Origin of the sequence: Gilliamella sp. Pas-s25 (genome assembly GCF_009795885.1) — a bacterium.
Taxonomy (GTDB): domain Bacteria; phylum Pseudomonadota; class Gammaproteobacteria; order Enterobacterales; family Orbaceae; genus Gilliamella.
Window position 1 is genome coordinate 1 of the sequence record NZ_WTEV01000009.1, and the last position, 20,491, is coordinate 20,491.

Consider the following 20,491-nt stretch of genomic DNA (forward strand, 5'->3'; position numbering starts at 1 on the left):
TAATAAAATCCAAATTAAAAATCTTATTTATGGTTTAAATAAAAAAATAAACCCCGAATTATATCGAGGTTTGTCATCAATCTGAAACCACTTTTTCAAGTGGTTTTTTTTCAGTTTTATTTTAGTTGACTAAGTAAATTAGCAATTGACCTAACCCCAATACCTGTTGCGCCTGTTGCCCATAAAGCGGTCGCACTTTTACGGAATGTTGCAGAGCAATCAATATGTAACCAGTTTTGTTGATAGTTTTTTATAAAATGTGATAAGAAAGCCGCAGCGGTACTGGCACCAGCGGTATTAGGTAAACCTGAATTTGCCATATCAGCAAATGACGATGGAAACTGAGTGCGATGAAATTCAGCCAATGGTAATCGCCAAAAAGCTTCATGTTCCAAATCGCTACTCGCTAATAGTTGATTAGCAAAGTTATCATCAAATGAGAGTAATGATTGATAATCATTCCCCACTGCAATTTTAGCCGCACCGGTGAGCGTTGCGCAGTCAATAATATAATGAGGTTTGTCATTATCAGCACAAATCAGGCCATCTGCTAACACTAAACGCCCTTCGGCATCAGTGTTATCAACTTCAACTGTTTTACCATTACGATAACGAATAATATCGCCAAGTTTAAAAGCATTGCCACTGACTAAATTATCGGCACAACATAAATAGAGTTTGATCCGATGATGTAGCCCTCGTGCAATCGCTAGCGCTAAAGCTCCCGTTACTAATGCAGCACCGCCCATATCTGAACGCATTGATTCCATAAAGCTACTTGGTTTTAAACTATAACCGCCCGAATCAAACGTAATCCCCTTGCCAACTAAACAAGCAGTAATCGGTGCGTTAGGGTCTTTAGTAGGATTATAATCTAGCTCAAGTAACGTAGCTGGTCTATCTGACCCCTTACCTACCGTATAAATGCCCATATAATTGTGCTCTTTTAAAGCTTCGCCTGAAATAATTTTATAAGTCACATCAGATGAATAAGTGCTAATTAACTTAGCGGCTTGTGTTGCTAACTCGGTAGGACTTAATGTTTCGGCTTGCTCGTTAACGATATCTCGACACCAATCAATAATTGCCAAACGATGTTCTAATTCTTGTTTATCTTTGCTATTGAGTTTTGGCCAATTGACTTTCGTACTTTTTTTGGCATTACGATAACCTAACCAAAAATGCCAACACGCTTCAAGATCCCAATTTTCACCACTTAGTTTCAGCAAATTTATTCCTTGGTTATCAAGTTTTCTCCCCGCACGTTGGATCGCACCAAGACGGTGATCCGATTTATAGTGAATAGTAATTGTATCGTTCGAAAAACTCAGCAGTGCATCTTTTCCCCATTGCGTTGGCGCAGCTTTATCAGACAGTAAAACAGATAACATGGACATAATAAGTACCTTAAATCATTCGTAATAATAGAAACAGTGGCTTAATTCTAATCAGAAACATGTTAATATAGCAAGTAAAGTTAAATATAATTAAGGGGTAGTCATGACGTGTGTTGTACCAATAAAAAATGGAGTTAATTTTCGTGATTTAGGTGGAATCAAAACAACCGATGGACGTCAAATTCGATCGGGTCTGCTATATCGCTCAGGTGCATTCTCACTGATCACGCCAGAAGAGCAATCTTTTTTATCTGATGAGTTAAATCTACACTATATTTTAGACTATCGCGATCCTGATGAAATTGCTCGAAATCCAGATAAATTATGGCAAAACACTCATTATATTAACGTACCTGCTAACCCTTTAAGCGATACGGTCACCGCAAGTTTAACAAGTGACTTAAGCAATCACACCCAAACACTGAAAAAAAATGCACCATTTGATTTTATGGTTAAGCTATACCAGCTTCTACCATTTAAAAACCCAGCATATCAAAAACTTTCGTCAATCTTACTGAACTCACAAGGTAAACCATTAGTGCAACATTGTGCGGTTGGTAAAGATCGTACCGGTGTTGGTGTCGCATTAACACTGTTTGCTTTAGGTGTGAGTGAAGAAGCTATCATGCAAGATTATTTACTCACTGAACAGCTATTGGCAGATTATCGTGAAAATCTATTACGCCAATACCAACATAAAGTGACTCCTGAGGAGTTTGAAAACCGCAAATTAATTTTTGCCGCCAAAAAAGAGTATTTAACAGCCGCATTTGACGCAATTAAAACGCGTTATGATACCATTGATGATTGGTTATCACAGGAATATCAATTAAATGAAAACAATAGAAAAAAAATTCAAGATATCTATTTAGTTTAATAAATAGCAATGATTTATTTTACCCTAATAGCCTAATAGATAGTAGCAAAACGCTATATTAAGATAACAAAATCAATTTAGAAATCGGTTGATTACTATTTACAGATAGATGAACATCGCCTACTTGACGATATTGATAATGAAAGTCTTGCCCAAAAGGAGCTATAATCATCTGCTGGTTTAAGTCAACTTTAACCGATTTTATTTGCCAAACCCCTTTGGCATACAGTTTTAATGCCGACTCTTTCAATGTCCATAATTGCCAAAAAGCTCTTAATGTATCATCTTGCTTAATCATCCATTGAAACTCATCATCCGCAAAAAAGTTTTTAGCCACATTTAGATAATTTTTACGTGGTCGTGCCACTTCGATATCTAAACCAACCTTATCTGTTAACGAAATTGCCACAGCCACCCAATCTTGGCTATGGCTAATATTAAAATCGGGTAGCGGTTGCTGTAAAAAACAAGGACGTCCATTATCACCAACTTTAATAGCGGGTAACCCTGAAATATCACAATGCTGTTGAAGTAAGCTCGCCAATATTGAACGACAAACTAAAAACTGTTTTTTGCGTTGACCATGTAATTTATTGGCTTCATCAAGAAGCTGGGGTGACAACAATGAAACATCAATGTTGGCATCATTAAGATTAGCAAGTTTAACTATAAGCATAATTGCAAAGAAAATATTAATAAAATTTATTTTTTACTATTTTAACAGCATGCTATGCTAACTGTTATCAAAATTAATCAAAATACCAATATTCATAAATAACAGCAAAGGTGTCTTATCATGTCATTACCAACAAAATTAGTTCATGCAGGACGTAAAAAGCGTTATACACAAGGTGCGGTTAATTCAGTTATTCAACGTGCATCATCACTGGTTTTTGATTCTATTGAAGCCAAAAAAGAGGCCACAAAAAATCGTGCTAGTGGTGCATTATTCTATGGACGACGTGGTACATTAACCCATTTTGCACTACAAGAAGCGCTGGTTGAAATTGAAGGAGGAGCGGGTTGTTACCTTTATCCATGTGGTGCAGCGGCTATTACTAATGCCATTTTAGCTTTTGTGAAAACCGGCGATCATATTTTAGTGTCAGAAGCCGTTTACGAACCCACTCAAGATTTTTGCCAGCACATTTTAAAAGATTTTGGTGTTCAAACTGATTACTTCTCGCCATTAATTGGTCGCTATATCACAAATCATATTAAGCCAAATACTAAAGTCGTGTTTCTTGAATCGCCAAGTTCAATAACCATGGAAGTTCAAGACATACCTGCCATTGTTAAAGCCATTCGCAGTGTTAATCCTGAAATCATCATTATGATAGATAATACATGGGGCGCGGGTATTTTATTTAAAGCGTTAGAGCATGATATTGATATTTCAATACAAGCCGGTACCAAATACCTGATCGGTCATTCGGATGCCATGATAGGCACCGCGGTGGCTAACGAGCGCTGTTGGGAAACATTGCGCGAACGTTCTTACTTAATGGGACAAATGTGTGATGCGGACACCGCCTATATGGCTGCGCGTGGTTTACGCACATTAGCAATAAGATTAAAACAACATCACGAAAGCGGTTTAAAAGTGGCAAAATGGCTAGCAAGTCATCCAAAAGTAGCGATCGTCAATCACCCAGCATTAGAAAGCTGTAAAGGACACGAATTTTTTAAACGTGACTTTTCAGGCGCAAGTGGCTTATTTTCATTTATACTCAAAGAACGATTAACAGACGTACAATTATCTGAATTTATTGATCATTTAACTTACTTCTCAATGGCCTATTCATGGGGTGGGTTTGAGTCATTAATTTTAGTCAATCAACCCGAAGAACTAGCCCAAATTAGACCGGTATCTGGGATAGATTTTGCAGGAACACTTATCCGACTACATATTGGTCTTGAAGATCCTGATGATTTAATTGCCGATCTTGCAGCGGGTTTAGATAGAATCAAACTACATAAAAATAAAGCCAATGCATTACAAAGCTTGGTGTAATTAAATAGAAGATGAATAATCCACACCAAACAATGTTTGATGAAAGCATCAAACAAACAATTATGCATAAAATCACACACCACAAAGCACTACTGGTTGCTTATAGTGGTGGTGTTGATTCAACCGTATTAATGCATGCACTAGTTGCACTCAAACAGCAATTATTACCTGATTTAAAGCTAAGAGCGATCTATATTCACCATGGTTTAAGCAACAATGCTGACAACTGGGCAATGCATTGCCAAAAACAATGCCAAGCATGGCAAGTGCCGCTGATCATTGAAAAAGTCAAACTCGACCCTAATGCAGGAAATATCGAAGAACAAGCCAGAAATGCACGCTATCAAGCTATCTATCGTCACTTAACAGATGATGAAACTTTATGCACTGCACAACACCTTGATGATCAATGTGAAACGTTCCTTTTAGCACTAAAACGCGGAAGTGGTCCTGCGGGATTGGCCGCCATGCCACAGGAACATAAACAGCATCTTCGCCCTTTATTAACCATTTCACGCGCACAAATTGAAACTTATGCTAATCAGCATCAACTCAACTGGATAGAAGATGAAAGCAACCAAGATGATCGTTACGACCGCAACTTTTTACGCTTAAAGGTCTTACCGACGCTTAATCAACGCTGGCCACATTTTTCGCAAATGGTGGCACGCAGTGCTGAGTTATGTCAGCAGCAAGAAGCGTTAATTAATGAATTGTTATTAGTTGATTTTCAACAAATGGTTAGCCAACAAGGACAGCTAAATCTAACCCCTTTAATGGCGTGTTCAGAATATAAACGCAATGCCATAATGCGCATGTGGCTACGATCCCAACAAATAACTATGCCTAGCCAAAAGCAATTAGCACTCATTTGGCATACCGTTGGCCTAGCAAAAGAAGATGCCAACCCTAAATTTATACTATATGACTGGCAAATTCGTCGCTATCAAAATCAACTTTATTTATTACCGTTATATCAAGATATTGAACAACAAATCCTTAATTGGAATTTGGCTTTGCCCCTAATTCTTCCTGATAGTATTGGTAAATTACAGGCTAATTATCAAACTGATTTATCTTGCCGTTTACCCCATGCAGATGAACAAGTCACTGTACGATTTCATGCTCAAGGACAATTTCAAATTATCAATCGCCATGGTTCACGATCAATAAAAAAGCTATGGCAAGAACATAATATTCCACCGTGGATGCGTACACGAATCCCGTTAATTTACTATAATGAACAACTGATTTGCGCGGTTGGCGTGTTTGTTACCGAACAAGGAAAAGGCACACAAATCGGTTTTAGCCTCGTGAATAATGGCTTATAGGATCTATCACCATTATGCTTCTATCTGATTATCTAAAATCTACAGATATTGAATTAATCCATAATAGGTTAAAAAAACTAGCCATGACAAGCTTAAAGCACATTCTTAATAATAACTACAGCGAATTAGAGCTTAATACTAAGCGAGATATCAAAACACTGACTTTTTGTGAAAGTCTAAGTGTGATTTTAACGGGAGGTTATACTGAACCTGTTTTTCAAATGTGCTTAAAAATTTATAAAGATGAAATGTATCTTGGTTATTATCACTATTTGACAACATTAGACCTTACCTTTGTTGATGAATTCTTTGTAATCAGATAGAATCAATTATTTTATTATAGATCAAGTAGATATTAATTTATGATGAAAAAATTACATTTATTAAGCTGCTGTATTTGCCTGTTACTATCATTAAAAACGCAAGCAGTTGTTGTCAATGATGTTACAGGTATGACACCAGTACAAGTCGCTGCGATTGTGCAACCAGAATCTACCCAGCAGGTGGCCGAACTGGTCAAAAATGCCTCTGGTCCAATTAGTATCGCTGGAGGAAAATATAGCATGGGTGGACAAACAGCAATAACCGGCGCAATCCAAATAGATACGCAAAAGCTGAACCATGTGATTGATTTTAATCCTGAGCAAAAACGTTTAACCATTGAGACCGGCGCAAGTTGGCGTCAAGTACAAGAACTTATTGATCCTTATAACTTATCGGTAAAAATCATGCAAAGCTATGCCAATTTCAGTATTGGCGGTTCACTGAGTGTGAATGTGCATGGTCGTTATATTGGGGAAGGGCCCATTATCCTATCTGTCGAACAGTTCAAAATCGTACTTGCCGATGGTTCAGTTGTAATAGCCAGTCCAGAAGAAAATCAGGATATATTTTACGGTGCTATTGGCGGTTATGGTGGCTTAGGCGTTATCACAGAAGTTACATTGCAACTTACTGATAATGTTAAGGTAAAACGTATTAATGAAGTTATGCCAATGACAAAGTATCACTCGTATTTCACTCAGCATATCCGTCCTGATAAAACCGCAATATTTCACAATGCCATAATCTATCCGCCTGATTTTAAAAAAGTCCGTGCAGTCACATTTAAACAAACACAAGAACCACTAACTATTTTGGATAGATTAAGACCTAACGATAAATCTTCAAATAATCAACAGGTAAAACTAAAAATCGTCTCTTCATCTACTTTAGGCAAAGAGTTACGAAAAGTTCATGATAATGTCGATTATGTAAAACAACCCGTGATGTGGCGTAATTATGAAGCCAGTTATGATGTAGCCAGTTTACAGCCTATTGCTGAAAAAAACAAAAGTTATGCGCTACAAGAATATTTTATACCGGTAGAACGATTTGATGATTTTTATCCCCAATTAATTGCTATTGTGAAAAAACATCAGGCGAATATCATCAATATTTCTATTCGACATGCAAATCCAGATAGCGGTTCGTTGCTGGCATGGGCCAAAACGGAAGTGTTTGCTTTTGTTATTTATTATCAGCAAACGACCGATGAACACAGTAAAGAGCAGGTAGGGCTCTGGACTCGAGAGTTAATTGATGCTGTACTAGCCAATGCTGGCAGTTATTATTTACCCTATCAATTACATGCAACCGCTGAACAGTTTCAGCGCGCATATCCACAAGCAGAGCGTTTTTTTAAACTTAAAGCACGGTTAGATCCAGAAAATAAATTTAGTAATATGCTGTTGGATCGATACCGTCCTAAAACGATTCAGTAACCAAAACAAAAATATAGTTATCTTGGTTATTATGCTATTCAATGACTTTTAATTCTAACCAAAAATAAAGGAGGCTATAAGCCTCCTTGCCAAACCAAACTACACTAGCTATTTTCCGATCTTGCTTTCCAACGTTTAAGTAACAATGCATTAGTAACCACACTCACGCTACTTAATGCCATAGCAGCACCAGCTATCATTGGATTTAAAAACCCGAATGCCGCTAGCGGAATACCAATCAAATTATAGAAAAATGCCCAAAATAGATTTTGTTTGATTTTATTATAGGTTCGGCGCGAAATATCGATTGCATCAGCAATTAAAAACAGATTCCCACGCATAAGAGTAATACTTGCTGCATGCATAGCCACATCGGTACCCGTACCCATGGCTATACCAATATTCGCAGCCGCCAATGCTGGCGCATCATTAATCCCATCCCCCACCATTGCCACTCGATGATGGGTATCAACATGACTTTCTTTTTGTAACTGATAAATATAATTGGCTTTATCTTGCGGTAACACTTCAGCAATGACTTTATCCAAACCTAACTGCTGTCCAACGTAATTCGCCGCTTTCTGGTTATCGCCAGTTAACATAACGTTTTTTACATTTAACTGATGCAACGCTTCAATGGCGGTTTTCGCTTCTGGCTTGATTACATCAGCAAAACCAAATAGCGCTAATATCACCACATTACCTTCTAATTGCTGTTTGGCTAAAAATGAAATGGTGTAACCTTTGCTGGCTAACTCATTAATCTTATCATCCATACCAACAAAATAGGCATTTAATGATTTCATCCATCGCAGGCTACCTAAATAATACTGCGTATTATCAACAATTGCCATCACCCCCGATCCTGCTACCGAGGTAATATTTTGAGCATAACCATACTCTTTAGCCTTACTTAAAATGGCTTTGGCTAGTGGATGCTCACTACCGGCTTGTAATGATGCGGCGAGCGATAATATTTGATCGGGCGTCTCACTGCCTATAATATCCATTTCAACCAATTCAGGCTTACCAATGGTGAGTGTACCGGTTTTATCAAATGCGACCGTATTAACATTGTGCAACGTTTCTAACGCTTCGGCGTCTTTAATTAAAATACCATGGCGAGCAGCCACCCCAGTCCCCACCATAATCGCGGTTGGTGTTGCCAAGCCTAACGCACATGGGCAAGCAATCACTAACACCGCAACGGCATAAAGTAATGCTTGCTGCCAATCATGCAATATCATTCCCCAAGCCAATAGCGTAACTAATGCAATCAATAAAATCACCGGCACAAAAATCGCACTAATGCGATCAACAATTCGTTGAATCGGCGCTTTTTTGGCCTGAGCTGATTCAACCATTGCAATGATTTTGGATAACGTAGAATCGGCCTGAATAGCTGTGGTTTTAACAAGCAGTAAGCCTTCACCATTAATCGTGCCACCAGTCACCATATCGTTAACCGATTTATTTACAGGAAAGCTCTCACCGGTTAACATCGACTCATCGCTACTTGATGCGCCTTCAATCACAATACCATCAACAGCAATGCGCTCGCCGGGCTTAACAATAACAATATCACCCACTTTAACTTGGCTAATGGGTACACTTACTTCTTGATCACCTTGCTTGACTAACGCAACATCAGGCCGTAGCGCACCAAGCGCTGCAATTGCTTGGGTGGTTTGATGTTTAGCGCTCGATTCTAGCCATTTACCAATCAAAATTAAGGTAATAATAATAACTGACGATTCAAAATAAAGATGTTCACCATTGCCAGTCATCAGCTGATAAACCGATAATCCATACGCAGCACTTGTGCCGATAGCAACCAATAAATCCATATTGCCAGCCCCTGCTTTAACCGCACTAAAGCCACTTCGATAAAATTTAGCCCCCAAGCCAAATTGTACAACCGATGCAATTCCCCATTGCAACCAAGCCGGCATCATCCAATTTATCCCAAACGGCGCTAATAGCATAGGCACCACAAAAGGCATAGCCAGTATTACAGCGGTGACAATAGTCCAGTGAAGTGATGGTTTTTTCGATTTTTGTTGATCACCTGCTGACTCAGTGATTTTAACCGCATGATAACCCGCTTTATCAACCGCAGACATCAATGTTTCGAGCTTTACATGTGCATCAGCATCAACCGTTGCTTTTTCGGTTGCGAGATTAACGCTAACATCAATCACACCGTCGACTTTTTTAAGTGCTTTTTCAACGCGCCCAACACAAGATGCGCAGCTCATATCTTCAACAATAAAATGATATTGGACCGTTTTCATGATATATACCCTATATGGTTTATCGAGTTTAAAGTTAGTATATACTGAATATTAAAGGTTATGCACAAAAATAAAGCGGTGATCACAGGGCTTAAATAACCCTGTGAAAAAAGAAAGGAAATTAGTTACGTAATTTTTCTGGCCAATCGTTTTGGGTAGAAACCAATAAATCTTTTACAATTCTAGGATTACCAGCCACAACATTGCCCGAAACCAGATAATTATTACCACCCGCAAAATCGGTAATAACGCCCCCAGCCTCGCGCAAAATCAGCTCACCAGCAGCGATATCCCATGGTTTTAAGCCAATTTCAAAAAAGCCATCTAAACGACCTGCGGCAACATAAGCCAAATCTAAAGCGGCCGAGCCTGCGCGACGAAAATCGCCACACTTAACAAACAACTTTTGCAAAACGGCAAAATAGCTGTCGCTGTACTGTTTAGCTTTAAACGGGAAAGCTGTTGCAAGTACGCTGCCGTCTAAATCTTTGGCATTACTGACTCGAATACGGTAACCATTAAGTTGAGCACCTTTACCACGAGCAGCTGTAAACAGCTCATTACTCATTGGGTTATAAACCACGGCAATTTCGGTTTTACCTTTAACTCGCGCTGCGATAGACACAGCAAAATGAGGGATATTTTTGATAAAATTGGTCGTACCATCAATTGGATCGATTATCCATTGTGTATCTGCATCATTACCTTTAACAAGGCCACTTTCTTCGGCAATAATAGTGTGATCAGGGTGAGCTTTTTTGATTGTTTCAACAATTAAAGCCTCGGCCGCACGGTCCACATTAGTGGCAAAATCATTAGCGCCTTTGGCTTCGATTTCGATTGAACTAGGATTTTCATAAGCCTTAATGGCCACATTGCCTGCTTTACGAGCAGCGCGAATAGCAATATTCAGCATCGGATGCATAATTTTCTTCCAATTGATGATGTTAAAGAACGGATTGATTTAGTAAGACTGATTCAGAGATACTAAAAATTACCGCATAGTATAAAGGTTTTGCTACTTTATTGCCAGAATATAAGGGAATTGATAGGTAAAATAGTTTTGGCTGGGCTGTTAGTAAAAGCCATGGAAACTTGGGGGTGTTTGTGGCCAAAAAACAGCACAAAATAGAACATTCCATTTACAGCACCGAAAGCGCATAAAGCATTAAATAATATGACATCCATTGAATATAAAACACTAAAACAAGCAGCGTAATTTTCTACGTCAGTTGCATGCACACTATGAGTGTATTTACACAACTATTCAATTGTTAGGTTATATTTTTTGTAAAAAATATTCAGGATTCTATACCGTTTCATAATTAGTCGAAGCTTCGCAGTCACTATTCGTTAAAACATGCGATCAGCATCGCATCAATCAGAAATTCACAAAACCGCCTAGCTCAAACAACTGAGAAAGCCGAAAACGATAGGGACTTTCATGGATTTTAGACTGTATTTTTTGTAAAAAATATTCAGGATTCTATACCGTTTCATAATTAGTCGAAGCTTCGCAGTCACTATTCGTTAAAACATGCGATCAGCATCGTATCAATCAAAAATGTACAAAACCGCCTAACTCAAACAACTGAGAAAGCCGAAAACGATAGGGACTTTCATAAATTTTAGACTGTATTTTTGTAAAAAATATTCAGGATTCTATACCGTTTCGCGATTAGTTGAAGCTTCGCCGTCACTATTCGTTAAAACATGCGATCAGCATCGTATCAATCAAAAATGTACAAAACCGCCTAGCTCAAACATCGGGGAAAGCCGAAAACGATAGGGACTTTCATGGATTTTAGACTGTATTTTTTGTAAAAAATATTCAGGATTCTATACCGTTTCATAATTAGTCGAAGCTTAGCTGTAACTATTCGTTAAAACATGCGATCAGCATCGTATCAATTAGAAATTTACAAAACCGCCTAGCTCAAACATCGGGGAAATCCGAAAACGATAGGCGATTTAATGAAGATGCAGCATAATCAGTAAATAGTCAGCGATGCAAAAGAAAGAAAACAAAAACTTAAAATTTTTATTAAATTTTATCATATAGTTAAACTGAATAAAGCGATTCCTAACAAAACGCCTAGGCATTTTTAGTGGGTTATTTTAATCATGAAATGTAAATGACCAGATATTTTCTTATAATTTATTCATATTCAGCGGTGAATTAATTATTAACTTTTACAAACAACATCATTAATACCTGCTATATTTTCATCACCACTATTTTTGAGAATCTGACAGTAATCAAATAGACAACATCCATGACTTAATAGCATTTTTTTGCTATAGTAAACGCCATTTTTATTTAATCTGGAAGAATTGTAAACTATGGAATCTATCCCTAATTGCCCTGTTTGCCAATCTGAACATACGTATCATGATGGTTCGTTTTATGTTTGCCCTGAATGTGCCCACGAATGGGATCCCAACGAAGAGGTATCTTCTGATGCTGGATTACAAGTAAAAGACAGTAATGGTAACTTACTTGCTGACGGCGATGATATTATTTTGATTAAAGATTTGAAATTAAAAGGCTCTTCAACAGTACTTAAAAAAGGGGCTAAAGCCAAAGGTATTCGTTTAGTCGAAGGTGATCACGAAATCGATTGCAAAATTGACGGCATGAAAATTATGCTTAAAGCTTGCTTTGTTAAAAAGGCTTAATCAAAAATTTTTATTAAAAAGCCTAATTAAAAGACGCAATTAATGCTGATTTTATCAGCATTAAGATGCTTAGTTTTAGATATTGCCTAATATGCTTTATCACACAATAAAAACATTCACATAGAACATTGATTTTTCATTTAACTGTTTTTGTTTATTTATCACTAAATCAATATGTTAAAATATAAACTTCGATAAATAACCACAAAAAACAAGCAAAAATTACATCATACTTTGCAACCATTTTCTGCAATTAGCGAGATAAAATAACAATATTGTTTGATTTGATTATTGATGGCGTTGAATAAAGAGTGCTTCGTGAGCCCGACCTAATAGCAATCTTTCATATACGTTATCAGTCTGTTCTATTATATGGTCTAATTGCTCCTCGGCATCATCAGGCAGTGGATAAGTGTTAATAAGCTTTCTGACTTTCTTATTAAGCATACTAAAATGATCCTTTGAACATAACGCTTCTTCAAATGCTATATAGAAAAATGCAATAACTCAAGACCTCATTTCAAGATCGGTTTCATCTTTGAGTAAAGCCTTAAGTTGCTCAAAAGGTTCTGCGCAATCAGGAAGTGAAGCGAGTCTTTCTGTCTGCTTTATTAATTCTTGTTCTTTGCTCATAGTTAATTGCTTATCCATCATCATTGAGCAAGTAAATAATTAGAATAATAAATAAGACTTGCTTCCGGTTGCTTAGTTTATCATTGTTTATTATTCCAAATAAATTATTATTCAACGATAGAATAGTGAATATTAAACATCTAATAATAATTTAATGATGTTTTTTGCTGGCAAGTATCACTGAGTTAAATACCACAATAGGGTAGCAATGCGCTCAAATATTTGTTCAAAAATAAATTCTGCAAACGCCGGCAATGTTGTAATTAAATAAGTGAGCATGACTAGCCCTAATAATAGTGTCACCGGATAGCCAACCACAAATATAGATAATTGTGGCGTTATTCTATTAAGTAGCCCTAATGATATGTTGATGATTAACAGTAAGGTCATTAAGGGGAGCGCTAGCATAATACCATTGATAAATAATAATTTACTGGCATCAATAAGTGCTAAGTATCCGTTTGCTTGCAATGGCATCACGGCAATTGGAATAATTTCAAAACTATTTGAGATGCCATATAACAGCCATAAATGGCCATCAACACTTAGAAATATTAATAGAGCAATAATGTTAATTAAGCGTGATAATACCGATGTGGATGGTCCTCCAATAGGGTCAAAAAACGTCGCCATGCCCAGCCCCATTTGCATGCCAATTAATTCGCCTGAAAAACGAACAGTCATAAATGCCATCTGCATGGTAAAACCAATTAGCGCGCCAATCATTATTTGCTGCGCGATAATCCATATTCCTATCAAAGAGTATATTTTGATATTGTCATCAATAGGTGGAAGTGGCAGTACAATTGCAATCAGTAGTGCCAAACCAATTTTAATGCGATTGGGAATTTCTTTTTCACCAAAAATGGGGGCAATCATGATCAATGCTAAAATACGCACAAAGGGGAAAAAACAGTCCTTAGCCCAAGAAAAGAAATGAATATTAAATAGAGTGTAACTGTTAAAATCCATCTAATTTAACTAGTTAAGTTAGGAATGTCAGTGATAACGGTTTGAATATAATCAATCATCAATGATAACATGGATGGTCCCATAATAATTAATACAGCAATGACCGCCAAAATTTTGGGAATAAATGATAATGTCATTTCGTTAATTTGCGTTGCCGCTTGTAATAAGCTAATGATTAGCCCTGTTACTAATGCTACTAACAGTAACGGTCCTGCTAGTGATGCAGCGACTTTTATGGCCTGCGTTGCTAAGGTACTAATATATTCAGGTGACATGGTGCAACTCAACTAAAAAAGCTTTGTGCCAGCGAACCGAGTAATAAGTGCCAACCATCAGCCAATACAAATAACATTAATTTAAATGGCAGTGATACCGTTGCTGGTGGTACCATCATCATCCCTAATGCCATAAGTGTGCTGGCAACCACAAGGTCAATGACTAAAAAAGGAATAAAAATGGTAAAACCGATTTGAAACGCTGTTTTTAGTTCACTCACCACAAAAGCAGGAACCAACACTGTTAGTGGGATGTCTTGGCGTGTTTGAATGTCGTTTTGATGAGACATGTTCACAAATAACGCTAGGTCGTTTTCTCGCGTTTGGGTAAGCATAAATTCTTTTAACGGTTTTGTTGCTTTAGTTAAACCTTCTTGCATGGTGATTTGATTTTGCGAATAGGGCACATAAGCGTCTTGATAAATGTTATCAATCACCGGCGACATAATAAAAAAGGTCATAAAAAGCGCTATCCCTAAAATAACTTGATTAGGGGGTGCTGATTGCGTACCAAGGGCATTACGTAACAGACCTAACACAATGATGATGCGTGTAAAGCTGGTCATCAAAAGTAATATTGCTGGAATAAAAGTGAGTAAGGTCAAAAAGACTAATGTCTCAACGGGTAATGACCAATTTTGCCCACCGCTTAAGGGCGTGCTCATGACGGATAATGCAGGGATTTCAGCATGGCTAGATAGGCTAAACAACAATAAGCTTAGCAAAATAGTTAAATTTAACCGCACTTGTTGTTACTCCTTTTTCGCTTTTAAAGCGGATTGTAATATCTGCTGAAATGCGTGACTTTTCGTCAAGTCTTTATCTGCCGCATTTTGCGCAAGTAACATTTTGCTGCGTTGTTCATCGATGGTATGTAATAAAGTCATTTGTTGACAAGTCACACCTACTACTAATAGTTGGTTATCAACATGAACCACCATAATACGTTCTTTAGGCGTAATACTGTATGTGGCTTTGACATCAATCCATTGGTCGGCCTTTTTTTTCCAACCCATTCGTTTAGCAAACCATCCTAATAATAAAATACAACCAATGACCACAATCAGCATTAATCCCATTGACGATCCAACTTCGGTGTAAATATTGGCCTGAGAAGAGGGCACCGATAAGGTATTGGTGTTGGCGGTTGGAACCATTGCTTGTGTCAAATCTGTTTGCTTTATTGCCATTAACGACTCAATCTTCGTACACGCTCTGATGGAGTAATAATATCGGTGATGCGTACACCATAGTTATCACCGACCACCACAATTTCACCTTGGGCAATTAAATAACCATTAATTAATATATCCAATGGTTCGCCGGCAAGTCCATCTAATGCAATGACCGATCCTTGAGTTAGGTTTAACAGATCTTTAATGGCTATTTTGGTTCGGCCAAGTTCGACACTTAATTCTACAGGAATGTCTAATATAAGATTAATATCTTGCTTTTTGTCTTCCGCATGTTGCGGAGATAATGTTTCAAAAATTGCTTGTTTAGTGATGAGCTCGTCACTCGCTACTGTTGTTTTTTGGTTTTTGTCGTGATTTGGTTTGGTGTCAGTCATTGAACACTTCCTCATTCAATTGTTCTATCACAGGATTAATGACCTGTTCTACTTGAATTGCATATTGTTTATTTACTTTACCGTAATGGCCTTTTAATACTGGTACGCCACCGACTGTTACATCTAAACTTGTTGGTTTGTCGATCACTAAAATATCATCCACTTTTAAGGCTAACAGTTTGTTAACGGTTGTGTGAATATGGGTAAAGTTAGCCACTAATTCGACAGTTGATTGTTTGATGCCAGTGGTTAATGAACTCATCCAAACCTTATCATCTTGATAAGTCTGTTGCTCAACAGGTGGTTTGATTAATAGCTCTTTGATTGGTTCGACCATAGAATAAGGAATACAAACACAAAAGGTTGCTTTGCTGTGACCCACTTCAACTTTAAAGTTTGTTGTTAATACAATATCATCAGGAGAACTGGTAATATTGGTAAATTTACTTTGCATTTCAGAGCGAATATATTCGGCTTCAATTGGGTAAACATCAGCCCATGCATTTTGATAAATAACTAATGCTAACTCTAGTACTCGTTTAATGATCTGTTGTTCGGTATGGGTAAATTCACGCCCTTCTGTTTCTATTTTAGTTGTATGTCCATCACCACCAAATAACGAATCAACAATAATAAAAACTAATTCAGGTGAAAATGAAAATAAACTTGAACCTCTTAATGGGTTAAGATGCACTAAATTTAAATGGTTTGCTGATGAAATATCAGAAAATTCTTTGAACGTATGAGGCTCAACGGGTGAAGCCATCACATCAGTATTGCGACGTAATCGGTTAAATAAACCAATTCGAAACTGACGGGCAAAACGTTCATTAATAATTTCTAACGCAGTTAAACGCTCAGGAATAAAGCGATGTTTGACCGATAGATCATAGGGTTTAACGTCGGCTTTTTTCCCTGAAGGTAACGAGACAACGGAAGCATCAATATTGTCATCATCTTGAGCTATCACAAAACTTTCAGATTTTTTTGCTACGTCATCCTTTTCATTTATATCTGTTGTGGCTTCGATCTTATCGGGCATCATAATCACCGTATAATAAAATCAGTAAATAGAACTTCATCAATCTTTACCGAATGTTTTGCATCATAGTGTCGCGATAGCGTATTTTTAATTTGTTCTTGTAAATTGATTTTCCCCGATTCTTGCTTTAGTTGATTAATATACTGTTTTGACGTTAAAAGCAGCACGTCACTTCTTACTTCTGGTAAATAATCTAATAGCACCGTTTTTTGATCTTCATTAGCAACTCGTAAAACAATGCCAACATAAAGAATTTTGTTGATATCGATATTTTCTTCTGAAACAGGTAATGAAATCGTAAATGGTTTTAATGTTAAAAATACAGGCGACAAGATTTCAGGTTCTTCTGGCTCTGTATGGGTGTTTGGTGAATGGTTTTGAAACCATAAATAAGCCGCAAAGCTTATCGCTGATAGCGCAATCAGAGTAAGGATTAAATTTAAAACACTGACTTTTTTTGGGGCTGTAGGCATATTTATTCTTGTCTCTATAAAATTTAAACAGATCTCTAATCCATTAACTGGACATGGTTACAAGAATAATAAAGCATATTTTTAAAATCGATTTGAAGAATAGGCAATAAAACATTACCTATTTATGCGCTTCAATTTATTTATCTCGAAAATTAAAAAATAATATCAATCGTTAAGCAAATATGCTAAGTCCGGAGTTGTGCGAACGATTTTCAACGGTAATTTGCTCAACATCAGCATCAGTCACATCAAGCGTTTGCACGGTCGGTAGCGGGTTGTTTTTTGTGTGTTGATGCATAGCGGATTGCTGTGAATCGTTCATCATCGAAAAATCACCAATATTAGCTTGCTCTAGCATAATGCCTTGATCTTCCAATGATGTTCTTAAAAAGGGTAATGCCGATTCTAACATACCTTTAACAACACTATGCTCAGCCATCATATGAAGATGCATTTTATCGTCATTCATGGCAAGTTTAATATGCAATGATCCTAACTCTTGTGGATGTAATTTGATGTCAGCAGTTTGAATACCTTGACGATTAAACATAATAATTTGTTCAGTTAATGAAGTTTGCCATTGCGCTATATTCACTGGCGTTGATAAATTGATTGTAGTCGATGTGGCGGTAGTATTAGATGACGATAATAATGAACTTAGTCCATTTACATTAGTTGTCAACGAGAATTCTTGATTAGCATGCTCTGCCGCATCTTTATCATAATGATTTGCTATAAATTGAATTTGAGTCGTCACTAATTTTTGCGTAATATTATTAGCATCTTGCGTATTATTTGTTTGGTTAACATACAAATTATTAAGACCGCCTTTAATGCTGGTCGCTTTTTTATGAGCAACGTTATCGTTCGATAAAAACGCTACATCTGTTTGTTGTGTTACTTTCTTAGTTAAATCTTCACTGTCATAGATAGAGGCAAGCAACTGCGTTGCCTGCTCATTTGCCCATGTTTCTGATGATGAATGATCAAATAAATGAGTATTTAGATTATTTGTTCTCAATGCATTGAAATCGGTTGTTATATCGCTATTTTGTGCTGTACTTACAAGAGCGCGTTTTTCTTGATCGAGATCCTGTATATTAATCGGATAAATAGACATCATTAATACCTCGTCTTTAAAGTCATTATCTTCGTGCTCATCTTCGGTCACATTTGACTTGGCATTAACTGATTTTTCCCCCTGCTCTGCTTGATTTTCGCTTAGTCGCAATAGTTGTTGTTGAAAGCAATCATTATCATCAGCCATTACGTCCGTTTCAACACTCTTTGCTTGATGAGAAGTGGTCATGTTCAAATCATTAATAAGATTAATATTCATTTAATGCTCTCCTTGCTAGTTGTAGCTGCGCAAATTCATCTGTCAGTTTTTGTTGTAAGCGATTTTGTTGCTGTTGCTGTTTTTTATAGTGCTTGTCTAATAGTGTTGTATAGGTGTTTAGGCTTTTTTGTGATTGATTAAGTTGATTGGTTATTTGCTTTTGTTTAATATCCAACGTTAACAATACTTTTTGCTGTTGTGCAATGCCTTGCTCAATGGTTGAAATAAAGGCGTTAAAATTACTCAGTTCACCGCCTTTAATACCACGAGATAAAGCGTTATTTAATTTTTGTTGATACTCGGCATAATAGTCATTTAATACATGCAGTTGTGATTGTGCATGGCGGTGGTTTTCATGCGCTTTTTTTAACTTAAGTAACGTCTCATCGACCGATTTTTTTGCTAGTTTTTTTAATGTTAAAAACGCAAATTGCCCAGAATTTTTATTTGCCATTACTCTTCCCTAACTTGTTGATTCGACAATACTCACTAATTGTTGATAAGCATCTTGATAGCTACAATGTTCATTAATACCTTGTTGTAAAAATTTTTGCATGGTAGGAAACAATACTATTGCCTTATCTAATAAAGGATCAGTACCTGTTACATAAGCCCCTACATTGATCAAATCACGGTTGCGTTGAAAACTTGAAAACAGTTGTTTAAATAATCGGGATTTTTTTTCATCTTCTGGCGCAGTAAGATCAGTCATCACCCGACTGATTGAAGCTTCAATATCAATAGCTGGATAATGTCCTGACTCAGCTAGCGAGCGAGATAAAACAATATGCCCATCTAAAATCGCTCTGGCCGAATCGGCAATCGGATCTTGTTGATCATCACCTTCCGTCAATACCGTATAAAATGCCGTAATGGAGCCTTTTCCGTTTTCATCATTACCGGCTCTTTCAACTAATGCCGGTAATTTGGCAAAGACAGAAGGGGGATAGCCTTTTGTTGCAGGGGGTTCTCCTATCGCTAAAGCAATTTCTCGTTGTGCCATTGCGTAACGCGTTAACGAGTCCATAATAAGTAAAACGTTAAACCCTTTATCACGAAAGTTTTCGGCAATTTTTGTTGCGTATGCAGCTCCTTGTAAGCGCAATAATGGTGATACATCGGCAGGAGCGGCTATAACAACTGCTCGAGCTAATCCTTCTTCGCCTAAAATATTTTCGATAAAATCTTTAACTTCACGCCCTCGTTCGCCAATCAGGCCTACCACAATAATATCTGCTTGTGTATAGCGTGCCATCATGCCAAGTAAGACACTTTTGCCAACCCCGGATCCTGCAAATAAGCCCATGCGTTGCCCTTTACCAACCGTGAGTAACGCATTAATGGCTCTGACGCCAACATCAAGTACTTGATGAACAGGAGTGCGTTGTAATGGGTTAATCGCTTTATGAGATAATCCTTCATACTCAACCAGATCAGGTAACGCTCTACCATCTAAAGGTTTACCCATAGCATCAACTACTCGCCCTAATAAGCCCATTCCCATTGGTAAAACTTTATGACTAAAGTGCGTTAGATCATACTGTTTAGTATAAACACGTGCGCCTAATAAAATACCGTCGGTTGATTCAAACGGCATTAAGTAAAGTGTTTTATCATTAAAGCCAACTACCTCACACTCAACAGGCTCAGTTTGACCATTGGTTTGTCGTTCAACTAGGCAGTTAGATCCCAAAGGTAATTTTAATCCAACAGCTTCAAGCACCAATCCCGATGCTTTAACTAAGCGTCCGTATTGGCGAATTAACGATAGCGATTGTAGTTGTTGGGTTGCTTGGTCAATTTTACTTAGCCATTGTGACGAGTATTTCACG

Annotated in this window: 22 protein-coding genes; 6 read left to right on the top strand and 16 right to left on the bottom strand. The window is 37.3% G+C overall.

From position 1 onward, the window contains the following. Positions 1–116: 116 nt before the first annotated feature. On the bottom strand, positions 117–1,397 hold the full coding sequence (gene pepB / locus GQ593_RS05790; protein ID WP_160431198.1) for an aminopeptidase PepB: 1,281 nt from the start codon (positions 1,395–1,397) through the stop codon (positions 117–119). Positions 1,398–1,500: 103 nt separating this feature from the next. Here pepB and GQ593_RS05795 point away from each other — a divergent pair, with 103 nt between their 5' ends. Beyond that, on the top strand, positions 1,501–2,274 hold the full coding sequence (locus GQ593_RS05795; RefSeq protein WP_160431199.1) for a tyrosine-protein phosphatase: 774 nt from the start codon (positions 1,501–1,503) through the stop codon (positions 2,272–2,274). A gap of 58 nt (positions 2,275–2,332) precedes the next feature. On the opposite strand, the gene GQ593_RS05800 is transcribed toward GQ593_RS05795, so the two are convergent. Continuing rightward, positions 2,333–2,950 (bottom strand): 4'-phosphopantetheinyl transferase family protein, encoded by a 618-nt coding sequence (locus tag GQ593_RS05800; protein ID WP_160431200.1) that lies wholly within the window; start codon positions 2,948–2,950, stop codon positions 2,333–2,335. A 120-nt stretch (positions 2,951–3,070) separates the two neighbouring features. Between GQ593_RS05800 and metC the strand changes: the two genes are divergently transcribed. From metC to GQ593_RS05820, 4 genes are read left to right on the top strand one after another with little or no spacing between them, the layout of a single operon-like run. Further along, positions 3,071–4,288: a cystathionine beta-lyase gene (gene metC, locus GQ593_RS05805; RefSeq protein WP_160431201.1), complete on the top strand. Its 1,218-nt coding sequence runs from the start codon at positions 3,071–3,073 to the stop codon at positions 4,286–4,288. A 32-nt stretch (positions 4,289–4,320) separates the two neighbouring features. Beyond that, positions 4,321–5,619: a tRNA lysidine(34) synthetase TilS gene (tilS, locus tag GQ593_RS05810; protein ID WP_160431278.1), complete on the top strand. Its 1,299-nt coding sequence runs from the start codon at positions 4,321–4,323 to the stop codon at positions 5,617–5,619. A gap of 14 nt (positions 5,620–5,633) precedes the next feature. After that, positions 5,634–5,942, top strand: a complete 309-nt coding sequence (locus tag GQ593_RS05815; RefSeq protein WP_160431202.1) for a hypothetical protein — start codon at positions 5,634–5,636, stop codon at positions 5,940–5,942. A 39-nt stretch (positions 5,943–5,981) separates the two neighbouring features. Then, positions 5,982–7,382, top strand: coding sequence for an FAD-binding oxidoreductase (locus GQ593_RS05820; RefSeq protein WP_160431203.1), 1,401 nt, complete (start codon positions 5,982–5,984; stop codon positions 7,380–7,382). 104 nt (positions 7,383–7,486) lie between these two features. On the opposite strand, the gene GQ593_RS05825 is transcribed toward GQ593_RS05820, so the two are convergent. Both GQ593_RS05825 and suhB read right to left on the bottom strand, forming a co-directional pair. Continuing rightward, on the bottom strand, positions 7,487–9,676 hold the full coding sequence (locus GQ593_RS05825) for a heavy metal translocating P-type ATPase (protein WP_160431204.1): 2,190 nt from the start codon (positions 9,674–9,676) through the stop codon (positions 7,487–7,489). Between the two features lie 121 nt (positions 9,677–9,797). Continuing rightward, positions 9,798–10,601: an inositol-1-monophosphatase gene (suhB, locus tag GQ593_RS05830; protein ID WP_085247132.1), complete on the bottom strand. Its 804-nt coding sequence runs from the start codon at positions 10,599–10,601 to the stop codon at positions 9,798–9,800. Between the two features lie 1,418 nt (positions 10,602–12,019). Between suhB and GQ593_RS05835 the strand changes: the two genes are divergently transcribed. Then, positions 12,020–12,355: a zinc ribbon domain-containing protein YjdM gene (locus GQ593_RS05835; protein WP_085248206.1), complete on the top strand. Its 336-nt coding sequence runs from the start codon at positions 12,020–12,022 to the stop codon at positions 12,353–12,355. Between the two features lie 288 nt (positions 12,356–12,643). Here the strand turns inward: GQ593_RS05835 and GQ593_RS05840 are convergent, their stop codons facing one another. From GQ593_RS05840 to fliI, 12 genes are all read right to left on the bottom strand, one after another. Then, a complete protein-coding gene (locus tag GQ593_RS05840) occupies positions 12,644–12,802 on the bottom strand; it encodes a hypothetical protein (RefSeq protein ID WP_160431205.1) in 159 nt (52 codons plus the stop codon). 60 nt (positions 12,803–12,862) lie between these two features. Further along, the gene (locus tag GQ593_RS13980; protein ID WP_272914598.1) at positions 12,863–12,988 is read right to left on the bottom strand and encodes a hypothetical protein; all 126 of its coding nucleotides are present in this window, start codon (positions 12,986–12,988) and stop codon (positions 12,863–12,865) included. A 177-nt stretch (positions 12,989–13,165) separates the two neighbouring features. Next, on the bottom strand, positions 13,166–13,960 hold the full coding sequence (gene fliR, locus GQ593_RS05845) for a flagellar biosynthetic protein FliR (protein WP_160431206.1): 795 nt from the start codon (positions 13,958–13,960) through the stop codon (positions 13,166–13,168). Positions 13,961–13,965: 5 nt separating this feature from the next. Beyond that, a complete protein-coding gene (fliQ, locus tag GQ593_RS05850; protein ID WP_160431207.1) occupies positions 13,966–14,235 on the bottom strand; it encodes a flagellar biosynthesis protein FliQ in 270 nt (89 codons plus the stop codon). 8 nt (positions 14,236–14,243) lie between these two features. Continuing rightward, the gene (gene fliP, locus GQ593_RS05855) at positions 14,244–14,981 is read right to left on the bottom strand and encodes a flagellar type III secretion system pore protein FliP (RefSeq protein ID WP_337189709.1); all 738 of its coding nucleotides are present in this window, start codon (positions 14,979–14,981) and stop codon (positions 14,244–14,246) included. Between the two features lie 6 nt (positions 14,982–14,987). Further along, positions 14,988–15,425, bottom strand: coding sequence for a flagellar biosynthetic protein FliO (gene fliO, locus GQ593_RS05860; protein ID WP_160431208.1), 438 nt, complete (start codon positions 15,423–15,425; stop codon positions 14,988–14,990). After that, positions 15,425–15,805 carry a flagellar motor switch protein FliN gene (fliN, locus tag GQ593_RS05865; protein WP_160431209.1) on the bottom strand — a complete coding sequence of 127 codons (381 nt, stop codon included), beginning with the start codon at positions 15,803–15,805 and terminating at the stop codon, positions 15,425–15,427. The genes fliO and fliN overlap by 1 nt, the downstream gene beginning before the upstream one ends. After that, complete coding sequence (fliM, locus tag GQ593_RS05870; RefSeq protein WP_160431210.1) at positions 15,798–16,847, bottom strand: flagellar motor switch protein FliM; 1,050 nt, start codon at positions 16,845–16,847, stop codon at positions 15,798–15,800. The genes fliN and fliM overlap by 8 nt, the downstream gene beginning before the upstream one ends. A 5-nt stretch (positions 16,848–16,852) precedes the next feature. Then, positions 16,853–17,320 carry a flagellar basal body-associated FliL family protein gene (locus GQ593_RS05875; protein ID WP_160431211.1) on the bottom strand — a complete coding sequence of 156 codons (468 nt, stop codon included), beginning with the start codon at positions 17,318–17,320 and terminating at the stop codon, positions 16,853–16,855. A 172-nt stretch (positions 17,321–17,492) separates the two neighbouring features. Next, complete coding sequence (locus tag GQ593_RS05880; RefSeq protein WP_160431212.1) at positions 17,493–18,659, bottom strand: flagellar hook-length control protein FliK; 1,167 nt, start codon at positions 18,657–18,659, stop codon at positions 17,493–17,495. After that, positions 18,649–19,113 carry a flagellar export protein FliJ gene (fliJ, locus tag GQ593_RS05885; protein WP_160431213.1) on the bottom strand — a complete coding sequence of 155 codons (465 nt, stop codon included), beginning with the start codon at positions 19,111–19,113 and terminating at the stop codon, positions 18,649–18,651. The genes GQ593_RS05880 and fliJ overlap by 11 nt, the downstream gene beginning before the upstream one ends. 9 nt (positions 19,114–19,122) lie before the next feature. Continuing rightward, positions 19,123–20,490 carry a flagellar protein export ATPase FliI gene (fliI, locus tag GQ593_RS05890; RefSeq protein WP_337189710.1) on the bottom strand — a complete coding sequence of 456 codons (1,368 nt, stop codon included), beginning with the start codon at positions 20,488–20,490 and terminating at the stop codon, positions 19,123–19,125. Between the last annotated feature and the right edge of the window lies 1 nt (position 20,491).